Raw genomic sequence first — 13,686 nt, forward strand, 5'->3', positions numbered from 1 at the left:
CTTTATCAATGACGGGCAACTTACTATCTTTTGATTTTATGTCGAACTCACGTTATTTATTATATGAGAAACTCTTTCTTAACTCTGGCAGGAATATCTGTTTTATTCTTCATTGGATGCAAATCGAAAGTGGTTGCAACCGGCGAACTTATTCCGGATAATGTGAATAATGCCGTTGAACAGTACTCTCTGATGACCAACCAAATAGAGGCAAGCGGGCAAGTATTGAATCCACGTACATTGGATAAGGACGGAAAAACAGTTTACGTTCCGTATCGGGACTGGACGAGCGGATTCTTTCCGGGAAGTATGTGGTATTTGTATCATCTTACACAAGATAAAAAATGGGAAACACTGGCTGTGAAATATACGGAAGCGCTCGATTCGGTGCAATACCTCACTTGGCATCATGATGTGGGCTTTATGGCAGGATGCAGTTTCCTGAACGGGATGCGCCTGGGAAATAAGGACTATCGTTCAGTCATTGTCCGGACAGCGAAATCGTTATCAACCCGTTTTCGCCCGAATGCAGGAGTGATTCAATCGTGGGACGTGAACAATAGCTGGCAGGCGGAGAGGGGATGGAAATGTCCTGTGATTATTGATAACATGATGAATCTGGAATTACTTTTCGAAGCGACACGTCTTTCCGGAGATTCCACCTATTATAATATGGCAGTCAGTCATGCCGATCAAACGTTGAAAAATCATTTTCGTACTGATAACAGTTGCTATCATGTAGTAGATTATGACCCGGAAACCGGAGAGGTGCGCAAAAAACAGACGGCACAGGGATATGCGGATGAATCTTCCTGGGCGAGAGGGCAGGCATGGGCACTTTACGGATATACGATGTGTTACCGGTATACCCGCAATCCTGCTTATTTGACGCAAGCATGCAATATATACAATTTCATCTTTACGAATCAGAAACTTCCTTCCGACTTGATTCCGTATTGGGATTATGATGCCTTGAATATTCCCAATGAACCGCGGGATGTATCGGCGGCTGCCATTACAGCTTCCGCTTTGTACGAACTGAGCGGTTATGCGCCGGATATGAAATATAAAGGAACGGCGGATAAAATCATGGAAAGCCTGAGTACACCCGCTTATCGGGCGGAGATTGGAACGAACGGATGTTTTATTCTGAAACATTCGGTAGGAAGTATTCCTCATGGAGTGGAGATTGACGTTCCGCTGAATTATGCGGATTATTATTTTTTGGAAGCATTAAAACGTAAAAAGGATATAGGTAAATAGACTGGTTTTCAGGATAACAATTGAAACAAAAAACGAATTTGCATTAATTAGAACAATCGTATTATGAAAAATCGACAGAGTATGAAACATGTCAGTTTATTATTATTGGCGCTTTGTTCCTTTACCTTCTCTTTTGCACAGATTTCGGTCAGTGGAAAGGTAATGGACGAATCGAACGAACCCATTATCGGGGCTAATGTGACTGTAAAAGGAGGAAAAACGGGAACGATAACAGACCTGAACGGAAATTTCAAGGTATCTGTCCCTAAACAATCTTCCGTGCTGGTGTTCTCTTTTATCGGATATGCTACTAAGGAAGTGACTGTCGGAAACAAGAAAACGCTGACTGTGGTGATGAAAGAAGACGGAGTACAACTGGATGAGGTGGTTGCCGTGGGATATGCAACGGTGAAGAAAAGTGATTTGACCGGTTCGGTAGCCAAAGTTGATATGGGGGATCTGAACAAGAGCCAGGTGCTTTCTTTCGACCAGGCTTTGGGTGGCCGTATTGCCGGAGTACAGGTAGTCACAGGTGACGGGCAACCCGGTTCGCAGGCTAATATTGTCATTCGTGGCAGTAATAGCATTTCCGAAACGTCGGATGGCAGTCCTTTGTATGTGATTGACGGTTTTGCTACGGAAGATGCCAATCCGGCTGCAATGAATCCGAATGATATTGAATCTATCGACGTATTGAAGGATGCGTCCGCAACGGCTATTTATGGTGCTCGCGGTGCTAATGGCGTTATTATCATCACTACCAAACGCGGTATGGAAAGTGCGCCGCGTGTCACATATGACGGATATATCACTTTTCAGGCTAAACCGAAATTCTTGAAGTTGCTGGAAGGACAGGATTATGTAGCTTTTCAGGAAGAAGCGCAGACTGCTTCGGAGATGGCAAGAACTTTTTATCGGTACGATGAAGCTTTGGGACGTAACCGGGTATTGGAAGATTACGCAAATATTCCTTCCATCAACTGGCAGGATAAAGTGTTCCGTTCCGCACCGATGACCAATCATCACATTGCTTTGAGCGGTGGTACCAAAAGTACCAAGTATAGTTCGAGTATCTCTTATTATAATCAACAGGGAATTATTGTCAACTCATCTTATGAGAGCCTGAAAGCTCGTGCTACACTCGACCAGCAGATTTCGAAGAAAGTGAAAGCGGGTCTTACTTTTAATTTTTCGAATAATACTTCCAAAGGGTCGGCTCCTTCACAAGGCGGAGGTGGGGCCACACAATATTTTCTTTATCAGGTATTGGCCTATCAACCGGTATATTATACCGATCCGGATAAGGTGCAGGATGATTTGATGCAACAAGACCCGAACTATCCTTATAATCCGGTGAAAACGATTGAAAATATGTATTCGAAGACATTAAGCCGGCAGTTGAGCATGAATGCTTATTTGAATTGGGATATTGCCAAAAACTTGGTGTTTAGGGCTACTTTTGCCTACAACTGGCGTACAGATCGCAGTGAGGCTTATAATAATGCGGATACTTATTGGGGAGATCCCAAATATTCCGCCAAACATTCGAATGGAAATTTTTCGTATAAAGAGTGGACGGGATGGTCGAACGAATATACATTGACTTATCGGAAAAAAGTGAAAGGTCATAATATATCGGCTATGTTGGGTGGTTCCTTGAATAGTAAAAACGTATCGGTACTGGGTGCCAGCTCTTCTATGGTGCCGTGGGATGCACTCGGATTCTGGGGAATATCTAACGGTACGCCGGATAAATTGACTTCCACAAATTTTGATGACCGGATTGCTTCTTATTTCGCCCGTTTCAATTATGACTGGAAATCGCGTTATTTACTGACAGCGACCGTGCGTGCCGACGGAACTTCCCGCTTTCCTTATCACAAATGGGGATATTTCCCTTCCGGTTCTTTCGGATGGCGTATTTCGGAAGAGAAGTTTATGAAAGGAACCCGTACCTGGCTGTCGAACCTGAAACTGAGAGCCGGCTGGGGAGCTACCGGTAACTGTAATACGTATAAGAACTATCCGTCCCAATTGTTATTCTTGGGCGATCAGAATTATGCTTTCGGTAATAACATAGACAATCCTGCCATTTATATTTCACAAATGGCTAATAAGAACATGAAGTGGGAGACTACTTATCAAACGAATATCGGATTGGACTTCGGATTCCTTAATAATCGCATTACCGGTCAGGTCGATATTTATAATAAAGAAACCAAAGATCTTTTGTTGGATGCGGAAGTTCCTTTATCATTGGGTTTCAGCAAGGTGCAGCAGAATATTGGCAGTATTCGCAACCGCGGACTGGAATTTGCTTTCAATACCGTAAACTTTGTTGGCGGAAAGGGACGCTTCAAATGGACGACAGGTTTCAATATCTCTTTCAACAAGAGTAAGATAACAGGGCTTTCCGGTGATCAGGATTTTTGGGTATCCAATATTCAATATCCTACCATTCAGAATCTCTATATTGCCCGTGTCGGTCATCCGATTTCAGAAATGTATGGATATGTGTATGACGGGGTTTATCAATATTCGGACTTCAATGAGGTATCTCCGGGAGTGTTCGTGTTGAAAGATGGTATTCCTAACAATACGAAGGACCGTAATAATATTCAGCCGGGTGACATGAAGTTGCGTGATGTGAACGGAGACGGAAAAGTGACACCGGAAGACCAGACGGTGATCGGACACGGACTCCCGGTACATATCGGTGGTTTTACTAACAACTTTGAATATAAGGGATTTGACTTAAGTGTTTTCTTCCAATGGTCGTATGGTAATGATGTGATTAATTACAACCGTTATAAGTTGGAAAACATGACGTCCAGAAATGCAAACTTGTTGGCGTCGGCCAAAGACCATTGGACACCGCGTATTGATAATGGTGACGGTACATATACGGAAGGTAATTATACGAATTATCTGTGCCGGGTGAAAGGGGATATCGGCAATATCAATACAAGCAGAGTAGTGGAAGATGCTTCATTCCTTCGTTTGAAGAATGTGCAACTGGGATATAATTTCCCCGTAAAATTGATTAAACGTTTGGGAATCTCTTCTTTACGACTCTACGTGAGCGGACAGAATTTGTGGACATGGACGAAATACACCGGTTATGATCCGGAAGTCTCTACCCGCAACTCTGCATTGACACGCGGATTCGATTATTCGGCTTATCCCAAAACTACTTCATATACTTTTGGTGTGAAATTAGGATTATAACTAGTTATAAACAGGAGAATATCATGAAAAAAATAATATATATAGCAATAGCAGCTTTAGCTTTCTCGTCTTGCAATTTTCTGGATACAGAGGTGTATGGAAGTCTGGATGAAAACAACCTCTACCATGATGAAACAACTTGTATGGCAGGGCTTACAGGAGTCTATGACAAATTGGGAGCAGTGGGAACTTACGGACAAAACCTGTGGGGTGACTTGGATGCTGGTACTGATATCTGTGTCTATAATCGTTCGTATGGAATAGATAATGTCCAGGTTTCCACTTATAATTACAATAATACGGATGCTAGCATCGAGACTACATGGAAGGATTTATACGAGGGCATCAACCGGGCGAATGACTACATTCCCGCAATTGAGTCCCGTACCGAAGAAGAGTGCGGCGGCAAACAGAAAAAAGCGATGTTTATCGGAGAGGCGAAAGCATTGCGTGCTCTCTATTATATGAATCTCGTTGCATTCTGGGGAGAAGTACCTTTACGTCTGGAAGTGGTGCGTGATCTTTCTCAGCAACAACTGAAAAAATCTCCGCAATCTGCAATCTATGAACAGATTATTCAGGATTTGCTGGATGCGGAACAGGCTTGTCGTCCGGCGGACGAACTGAATGCTCCGGGGCGTATTTCAAAGACAACGGTGCAGGCGTTATTGGCTCGTGCATATATGTGGGAAGCCGGTTATCCGGTAGAAGCGGACACATGGGGAGAAGCATTGAAATGGGCACGTGAAGTGAAGAAGAGCAGGCTTCATGAGCTTTATCCCGAAACGGACGGTGTGAACGGATATCGTGCCATGTTTATAAATATGTGTTCCAATCAGTACGATTTAATTCACCGGGAGAGTATGTTTGAGGTGGAATTCTATGGAAATGGAATGGATAAGACAAATGAAAGCGGTAAGGTGGGATTATATCTTGGTATCAGCCAGGGGCTTCAGACCGATCCGGACACTCCTTTTGCTTATGCCTGGTATGATGGAACGCGTATCCTTTTCAAGATGTATGAAGAAGAAGATGCACGTAAATGGTGGAATTTTGGAGATTATACCTATCAGACGAACAACAATAAAGCCGTAAAGACTCCTCTTACTGATGCGGAAAAAGCTAAAAAGGAAGATGGAAATCCGGGTAAATGGAGAGCGGAATATGATCCGGTACGCCCGTGGGCACGTAACAACTCTTCAATTAATTTCCCGATAATGCGTTATGCCGACGTATTGCTTATGATAGCCGAATGTGCCAATGAAGTAAATGGTGGGCCTACTCAGGAAGCTGTCGATGCAGTGAATGATGTGCGCAGACGTGCCGGAGCGACTTTGGTTTCTTTAAGTGATTTTAGCGGGGCAGAAGATTTCCGGGAGTTTGTGCGTGAAGAGCGTGCACGGGAATTATGCTTCGAAGTGCCACGCCATATGGAACTGCGCCGGTATGGGAAAGATTATTTCTTTAACCGGATACGGTTGCTGAAAGAACAGGCAACTGATGAAAATGGAAGCAGGATAGGGTATGATTTGACAAATGTAAAAGCTGTTCCGGCTATTAATCTGGAAGAGAAACATTTGTATCTTCCTATTCCCCAAGCCGAATTGAACACGAACCCGACGTGTGGACAAAATGAAAACTGGTAATTCTTAAAAGTAACATTATGAAAAAGATAAATATATATGTAGGATTATTGCTTGTGGGCGGTTTCTTTGCCTCTTGTGATGTCGATAGTGTGGATAGTATTGATTTTGGCGTGAATCTTCGCAATGAACAGCAGGAGATTTACGTCGGGGATGAAGTGACATTCGATTTTGATGGAAATCCGGATTATATCGTGTTTTATTCGGGTGAAGACGGTCATAAATATGCCAATAAAGACCGGTTGAAGGTGGATGTGGAGTCTATGAGTTTGTCGTATACGATGAAACAGGTATATACAAAGCCTTCTTATCAGAATCGTGCCAATATGCATATTTATATATCGGAAGACTTTAAAGGACTTTGCACTGCCCAGGGAATTGAAGAAGCCACATGGACGGAACTTTCAGGGGCAGGTGGCTGGAAAGTTCCTACATGTCCCAACGTAACTACCGAAACGGTTACGGATAACGGGGATTTATCCGGCTATATGGATAAAAAGTTTTATTTGGCTTTTCAGTATGAGACTCCGGCTTCGGAAGAGTATCAGCCCCGTTTCGATATTGAACCTTTGACGTTGACTAAAATGGTGGAAGGACAAGAAATCAAGATGACCAATCCTGAAAAGGAATTTGGGTTTACGTATGTATTTCCGAAAGGAAAGCCAGCAGGTAATTATAATCCGAGTGCGACGAGACTTCTGTTTCAACCCTCGTCAGATAACACCGGGTTGCCGGCTGAAATATGGGCTATCAGTCAGCAGCTTGATCCTTCGGCTGTGTCTCCCGATGAAGGAACTCCCATCAAATCGTTAGATACGACCGCTCCCTCATACACATATAAATATATGGCTCCGGGTGAATATGTCGTGACGTTTGTAGCGCGTAACGCCAATATGTGGAATGTGGAAAGTGCAGTAAGAGAGGTAAAAATAACAGTTAAGGAAAGATGAGGACTATGGTAAGGTTGAAATATTTATATGTAGTGGCTGCTTTTTCTGCCGTTTCGCTGGTGTCTGCGCAGAATGCGGAAAGGCAATTGGCTTTCGATAATTATCACCGCTATTTTGAAGAAGCGCAGCGGACTCCGCTGGATGCGGAAAAGGAGAAAGGACTAAAGCATTTCCGTGATTTTTATGCTGTCACTCCTTACCGCGGTCATGAGTTGAAGCGTGTTATGCCATTGCCGGACATTCTTGCTCACTGGCAGGATGACGGTCATTTCGCTGACCTGGAAGAAAGAGAACAACAAGTGATGGCGGGCAATGACCAGGGAGCTGTCGGAGAGCTTCTGTCTGATGCATTCTTTCGTATCTGGAAGGTGGCGGAAGAGTTCCGTACCGACCGTATGGGATACTCTTTGGATAAGAAAGTGTTTAAAAAGTGTCAGAAAGCAATTCTTCATTATGGCAATCTGGAAGTGAGCCGCAGCAATAGGGTACATCGTTTTCATGCTTCCTGTTTTGCCATTCCTACGGCGGCGGTTAATACCTATTTCTGTTTTCTGAAGCAGATGGATAAGGTAGAAGCCGGAAAGAATAAAGACCGGGAATTGACGGAGGTTTGCGATATGCTGAAAGTATTGGGATTGCAGGCGTGGACACAACCTCTCCGGCAGGACGAGACGGATAAGAATGTAGTGCAGATTGAACGTTTTCGTCAGCATGTCTGGTGGGTAGGTGGCAATGCATTGGCATACCGTTCGTTGCTTCCGGTAGCGGTGATGTATCAATCGGTACCGATGATTGAACTGCTGAGTGAAGTGGCAAAGCGGGGAATCGGACGTACGGCACAACCTGTCTATGATGAGGCTTTTTGGACGGAAGGTTGTACCGCAGACGGAGCCGGCTGGGGACATGGAATGCAATGCCTGATTTGGGGATATCCTATTGACGGTACATTGAGTGCGCTTGGTATGCTGACTTCTTTAAAGAACACTCTTTGGGAAACTAAACTGGATAAAGATAATGTAGAAACGTTGTTCAACTATATCGAGGGTAGCAACTGGTTCTATTATAAAGGGTATCCGTTGCCGTATTTAGATAGGAGTACCGCCCAATATAATCCTGATAAAAGGGATATCCGTTCTTTGGGCATAGCAAGACAGTTGTTGAAGGACTGGTCGGACTCTTTTGATACCCGGCAGCAGAATGAACTGAACAGTTTCAAAAAAGAAGCGGAACAGCGGAATATTAATATGAATGGCTGTCCTGCCGGATTATATAGCGGAACGCGCTGGTTCTTTAATAATGATAAGTTGATAAAGAAAAATGATCGTTACCATATCTTTGTGAATATGGCATCCGTTCGTTGCGACGGTCTTGAAAGTGCTCCCGGATTCGCTGATGCCTATAATTTCTATCCTACGGATGGCATGACTTTGTTTCAGAAACGTGGAAATGAGTATGCACAGGTAATCGGTGCCTGGGATGTGACTGCCACACCGGGAGTCACGGCTAGAGAAGGAATGGACAGGCTGGTGCCGGTTACTAACTGGCGCGGGTATTGCAGCAAGCATAATTTCGCTGCTGCGGCTACGAATGGCGGAGAGAATGCCGTTGCAGGTTATCTCTTTGAGAAGATGAACGCTTCGGAAAAGGAGGGTGTGAATGATAAAGGAAATAATGTTCGGAAAAACGAAGTTCTTTATGGTGTAAAGGCTTACAAATCCTATTTCATGCTGGGAGATTATATGATAGCTTTGGGAGCCGGAATCACTAACCTGAATCCGCAAATGGAGGGAACGATTCGCACTACGATTGATCAGACATTACATGAAAGTGATGTGTTGGCGATGCAGGATGGCAGGCAAATACCGGTAGGGAAGGGAGTATGGTCATTCTTTGTGGGCGACAAGCCTGTGTGGGTGATGCAGAAAGGCAAATTCTCTTATACTATATTACCCGAATATACCCGAAACGCTTCTTTTGTTTACGAAACCAAAAAAACGGACTGGGTGGGACGGAATGGTGCCAACAAAGGGAAAAAGGACTTGCCCGGACAAGTAGATATCCTTCGTCTGTGGATAGACCATTCCCGGACTCCGGTGGATGATACTTATGGCTATGTAGTGTATGCCGGCGATGAAATGCCTGCAGACAAACTGCCATTTCAGGTATTGCGCAATGATACGCTGGTACAGGCTGTTGAGAATAATAACGGTGAAGTGGTGGAAGCGGTCTTTTATAAAGAGGGAACTCGATTGAAGGCTTCTCGCGGAGAATTGTCCGTATCGGCTCCTTGCGCAGTGCTGATAGATAAAGACAAATTGTCTGTTACGGATGCGACGATGAATCCGGATTGCAAAGAAATCATAGTGGATTATGGCGGTAAACGGATAACAGTAGCCATGCCGCAAGGGATGTTGTGCGGCAAATCTGTGACGGTGAATTTATAGACAACGAATGAAAAACTTTTAAATGAATACCAATATGAAAAATAAGTTATTCAATATAATTACAGGAATGTTCATTGCATCCTTTTTCTGCGGATGTGAGAATAGCGATACGGAAGACAGCCGATTGGAGCAGATTCCGGCTGTATTGTCCGGTAAAGCTTATACTTTTGATCCGGAAGCTGAAGGAGAAATCTGGAAAGCCGGTAAATTTGTCGGGATGTATATGCTGAAAGAGAATACGGCGGAGTGTGTGGCATCTTATCAGAATGTGCAATACCAGACCACTGTGGAGCCGCTGGGTTATTTTACTCCGACCGCCAAGGAGGATGTGCTTTATTATCCGCAGGATGGAAGTAAAGTGGATATCATTGCTTATTATCCATGGAAAGAGGATTTGACGGATGACAGGTATCCGTTGAATGTAAGCAATCAGGCAACTGCTGCTAATTTTAGCTTTTTATATGCCGGCAATGGTAAGGGGGTAAGTAAGGATAATAATAGGGTGACTTTTGAACTTCGTCCTGTATTGTCGGAAGTTATATTCAAGTTGATTGCGGGGGATGGGGTCACAGATCAATATCTGGAAGAATCGGCTATCACTGTTGCCGGAATGAATACGAAAGCGGATTTTAATTTAGTATCGGGACAGTTTGAGGCGGTTACAGAGGTAAAAGATATTAGTTTTGTAGCTTTAGAAGATGCCAATGGAGCTTCCGGGCAGGTATTTCCTACGGTTATTGATGATAGCCATGTTGCCAGTATCAGATTACCAAAGATGAACCGGGAATATCAGTGGAGCTTGACTGAAGAGATAAGTGAACTGAAACCGGGAATGCGATATACTTGCAGTGTCACTGTGGGACTTAACAAAATAGAGGTCGTTACCGATGAAGAACCGATTGCTGATTGGGGGAATGGCAGTAATAATGAAGTGGCCGGAAGTGAGAACTTAATCGGAACCTTGATTGAAGATTTACCGTTGGGAACAATGGTATATGGCTTGAATGACCCGTTAGGCAAAATAACAGAAGGTACATGGTTCTATACAAGAAATAATGCAACTCCGGACGAAAGTCAGTTGAAATCTGTCGTAGAAAAAGATGAGACAATAGGACACAATGTCATTCGTACTACTTTTATCAGCAAGGGGTCATGGTTTGCTGGCTATACAGGCTATCGTATGAAAAATGCCGGAAAGACAAAATACAGAATTACGCTGAAAGCTAAAGGGACAAATGGGACGAATCTCCGGTGTTTTATTCAGAATGCCAATGGAACAGACTTGAAAACTGCTGTCTTTGTCGCTTCAGGAAACTACAATGGATATCTACAAGTAAATCTGAAAGATACGTATCAGGAATACACGCTGGATTTCGACTTTTCCAAAGTGGTAGTGGATCCGTATGGGCATGCGGAAGCGGACTCCCGCGAAGCGACCGAACAGGCGTTGGCTGACTACTTTATCGCTTTCGGCCATCCCAGTGTTGCTAATTTGGATTTTTATATAGCGGAAATTTCCATGACAGAGTTGAAATAGTAATCTTTTAAATACGAACGAATATGAATAAACAAAATATACTGATGGGAATAATAATGGCATCCGGTCTTTTATTCTCTTGTGAACAGGCGGAGATGGAGCATACTCTTGTTGCATCCAATGCAGGAAAAGAAGTATCTTTTCAGATAGGCATTTCTTCGTTGACCCGCACTGCTACTACCGGCAATAAAACTGTTTTTGTAGCAAATGACGAGTTGGGGCTTTTTGCGGTCAATCGTAGTAGCTTGAATGTGATAGACGGTCAGGGAAATCTGAAATATGTCTATCAGGGCAATCACTTGGATGCAGAGAAGGCCATCACTTTCCCGATAGATGGAAGTTCGGTGAATTTTTATAGTTATTATCCTTATTCAGCTTCTGTCACAACTACTACATTTGAACATCAGGTGGCAAAAGACCAGTCTGTAGGAGATGCCTATGACCAAAGTGATCTTCTTCTGGCGGGTCATACCACTTCTACTGCGGACGATACTTCCATTACCCTTTCTTTTGCTCACAAGTTGGCATTGGTGGAAGTTATTTTGCCTTCGGACAAAGTGGGTGTTTCTGCTGAAATGAAGGCAAAACGTACGGTAACCGTGGATTTGTTGAAGCAAACCGCCACGCTGAAAGACGCTGAAACTGAAGAATGGATTATTATGAAAAAAGTATCGGATACAGTATTTCGTGCCGTTGTTCCTGCGCAAACTTTAGGTGCGGGACATCTGATCCGCATAAAATTAGATAGTGGAGGATATTATCATTATAGTATAGCTTCCGGAGTGACATTGGCTGCTAATGAAATCAATACTTTCAGTATGCCTGATAATAATGATTGATGATACTATTATAAAAAGATACGGAAGAAACAATTAAATGCTTGCATTGAATGTTTCTTCCGTATCTAAGATATAAATATCTAACTTCGCTGTTGATTTGGATGAATAATAGGAAGATTTAGTAAGTTCTTCCTAGTCTATTAATCTTTTCTGCCGTCCTATTAATCAATTCATCTAAATGAATTATCCGGTTGCACTTGTGTAACTGGAGTGATACACAAGAGTAACCGCATTGTTGCACTTGTCTGTCCAGGCAGTTGCATAAGTGTAATTATATACTTGCCTGTTGGATATGAAGATAATAGATGAATGTTATAGTAATCTTCTGATTATTAGTGCGATATAGGAAAAGTGCAGTTTCCCTTCAGAAAAAGGCAAAAACATCCTATTGTTTTTTGTAAACTTATCTTGAAAATAGGACGTTTTTAGACTTAACTGTTTGATTATTAGCTCTGCCACATTTTTGTATTTCCCCCTATAATACTTAAGAATAATACAAAAATGTGGCACGGGTTTATTCGGTTCGTTTGCAAGCATTTGCCAAGAAGAACTCGTTTAATGCATCTTCATAGTTTCCATGAACCAGGATATGATGATTGCCCAATGGATTCTTCAGGAAGTATTCAGCCGGAGTATTCATGCGGATGCGTACTTGTGTACGGCACATATTGATATAATTCGTATTTTCGGATAGTGTTCCCGTAGACAGGTAATATTCGTCCAGACATTCGCCGCCGCACTTTATGATAGTCACGTCTCCCGTCGGGAGCAGTCCCTGGATGGCAATTCCTTTTTCTGTCTCGAAATGATTGCGGATAATATACCTCTCCGTTTGTTTGAGTCCGATGGTACAGTGGGCTAATATAAGTTCGTTGGTACGTGCATTAATCATGGAAGGGTTTGCCATGAATCCGTCTTTTCCGGTCAGAGACTTTACGGCGAGCAGGGTGAATATGGATTGAAGGTCACCTTCGCAGCCTGCCATTATTCCATCATCGTTCAGCAAGGATAATGCCAGACAGCCGGTAGTGTCGATTTGCTCAATCAGTTTGAAGCAACTCAATGTCAATGCTTCCAGTTTCTCTTCCTCGCATACTTTCTTGATAGCCCGGTATAGCCGCATCGCTTTGATGATATCTTCGGGAGTTCCCTCGCGGCAGGCAAGAGCTTGCGAGGCGACTGCGGCACAGGAAGCACCCACCTGTTCATCTGTGATTTGTTGAAAATGTTCATAGACACGTTCCAGCGGAATGTCTATGTATTCGATGCCCCAACGGCGTTTTGCCAGCAGATAGTCAACATTACTGGCAACCAGCCAGGAAGAAGGAGTTCCGATGACTCCGATACGTTTGCCGAATAAAGAACGTTGTGCCCGGAAATTATTATAAAGTATATGTACACGTTGTATAATGGACGGCAATTCACCGTGAAGGATTTCGCTTTTCATTCCCCTTCCGCGAAGCCATGTAGATATCTCCAGGGCGGCTGCAAGTGAGTTCTGCATGCCATCCGCCAGTAAGATGGCAGGGCGGGGAAGGCGTTCGAAATGTTGGATGACCAGTCTTTCCACTCCGCCGGTAGCGATAAAAATAATCTTGAAATCATCACTTGTCAACTTATCCATATCTTGATAATCGACAAGCTTGACAGTATAATATTTTTCGAGTTCGCTTAAAATCCCTTCATGTGAACTGCGCAGCGTGGCTTGTTTATGAAGGATTGACGCGAATGAGATAAGGTGTATGGTCATTATGATATTGTTTTAAGTTTTCCGTATGACAA

The 13,686-nt window shown here is 43.3% G+C and carries 8 protein-coding genes; 7 read left to right on the top strand and 1 reads right to left on the bottom strand.

Annotated elements, in window-relative coordinates; translation table 11 throughout:
* Positions 1–63 precede the first annotated feature (63 nt).
* The 7 genes from RDN93_RS19935 to RDN93_RS19965 all read left to right on the top strand — a co-directional run bounded on the left by RDN93_RS19935 (position 64) and on the right by RDN93_RS19965 (position 11,904).
* Positions 64–1,263 carry a glycoside hydrolase family 88 protein gene (locus RDN93_RS19935; RefSeq protein ID WP_308747106.1) on the top strand — a complete coding sequence of 400 codons (1,200 nt, stop codon included), beginning with the start codon at positions 64–66 and terminating at the stop codon, positions 1,261–1,263.
* Positions 1,264–1,326: 63 nt separating this feature from the next.
* Complete coding sequence (locus tag RDN93_RS19940; protein ID WP_308747107.1) at positions 1,327–4,491, top strand: TonB-dependent receptor; 3,165 nt, start codon at positions 1,327–1,329, stop codon at positions 4,489–4,491.
* Positions 4,492–4,514: 23 nt separating this feature from the next.
* Positions 4,515–6,137, top strand: a complete 1,623-nt coding sequence (locus RDN93_RS19945) for a RagB/SusD family nutrient uptake outer membrane protein (RefSeq protein WP_308747108.1) — start codon at positions 4,515–4,517, stop codon at positions 6,135–6,137.
* 17 nt (positions 6,138–6,154) lie between these two features.
* Positions 6,155–7,084 (top strand): DUF5017 domain-containing protein, encoded by a 930-nt coding sequence (locus RDN93_RS19950; RefSeq protein ID WP_308747109.1) that lies wholly within the window; start codon positions 6,155–6,157, stop codon positions 7,082–7,084.
* A 5-nt stretch (positions 7,085–7,089) separates the two neighbouring features.
* Positions 7,090–9,528, top strand: coding sequence for a polysaccharide lyase family 8 super-sandwich domain-containing protein (locus RDN93_RS19955; RefSeq protein WP_308747110.1), 2,439 nt, complete (start codon positions 7,090–7,092; stop codon positions 9,526–9,528).
* A 34-nt stretch (positions 9,529–9,562) separates the two neighbouring features.
* Positions 9,563–11,065 (top strand): fimbrillin family protein, encoded by a 1,503-nt coding sequence (locus RDN93_RS19960; RefSeq protein WP_308747111.1) that lies wholly within the window; start codon positions 9,563–9,565, stop codon positions 11,063–11,065.
* Between the two features lie 23 nt (positions 11,066–11,088).
* A complete protein-coding gene (locus RDN93_RS19965) occupies positions 11,089–11,904 on the top strand; it encodes a fimbrillin family protein (protein WP_308747112.1) in 816 nt (271 codons plus the stop codon).
* Positions 11,905–12,418: 514 nt separating this feature from the next.
* On the opposite strand, the gene RDN93_RS19970 is transcribed toward RDN93_RS19965, so the two are convergent.
* Positions 12,419–13,654, bottom strand: coding sequence for a fucose isomerase (locus RDN93_RS19970; RefSeq protein WP_308747113.1), 1,236 nt, complete (start codon positions 13,652–13,654; stop codon positions 12,419–12,421).
* Positions 13,655–13,686: the final 32 nt, after the last annotated feature.

The organism is uncultured Bacteroides sp. (genome assembly GCF_902491285.1).
In the GTDB taxonomy this organism is placed as follows: domain Bacteria; phylum Bacteroidota; class Bacteroidia; order Bacteroidales; family Bacteroidaceae; genus Bacteroides.

Excerpts from the sequence above, each read along its gene's own strand:
- RDN93_RS19935 (WP_308747106.1), top strand. The coding sequence starts at position 64 with ATGAGAAACTCTTTCTTAACTCTGGCAGGAATATCTGTTTTATTCTTC.
- RDN93_RS19940 (WP_308747107.1), top strand. The coding sequence starts at position 1,327 with ATGAAAAATCGACAGAGTATGAAACATGTCAGTTTATTATTATTGGCG.
- RDN93_RS19945 (WP_308747108.1), top strand. The coding sequence starts at position 4,515 with ATGAAAAAAATAATATATATAGCAATAGCAGCTTTAGCTTTCTCGTCT.
- RDN93_RS19950 (WP_308747109.1), top strand. The coding sequence starts at position 6,155 with ATGAAAAAGATAAATATATATGTAGGATTATTGCTTGTGGGCGGTTTC.
- RDN93_RS19955 (WP_308747110.1), top strand. The coding sequence starts at position 7,090 with ATGGTAAGGTTGAAATATTTATATGTAGTGGCTGCTTTTTCTGCCGTT.
- RDN93_RS19960 (WP_308747111.1), top strand. The coding sequence starts at position 9,563 with ATGAAAAATAAGTTATTCAATATAATTACAGGAATGTTCATTGCATCC.
- RDN93_RS19965 (WP_308747112.1), top strand. The coding sequence starts at position 11,089 with ATGAATAAACAAAATATACTGATGGGAATAATAATGGCATCCGGTCTT.
- RDN93_RS19970 (WP_308747113.1), bottom strand. The coding sequence starts at position 13,654 with ATGACCATACACCTTATCTCATTCGCGTCAATCCTTCATAAACAAGCC.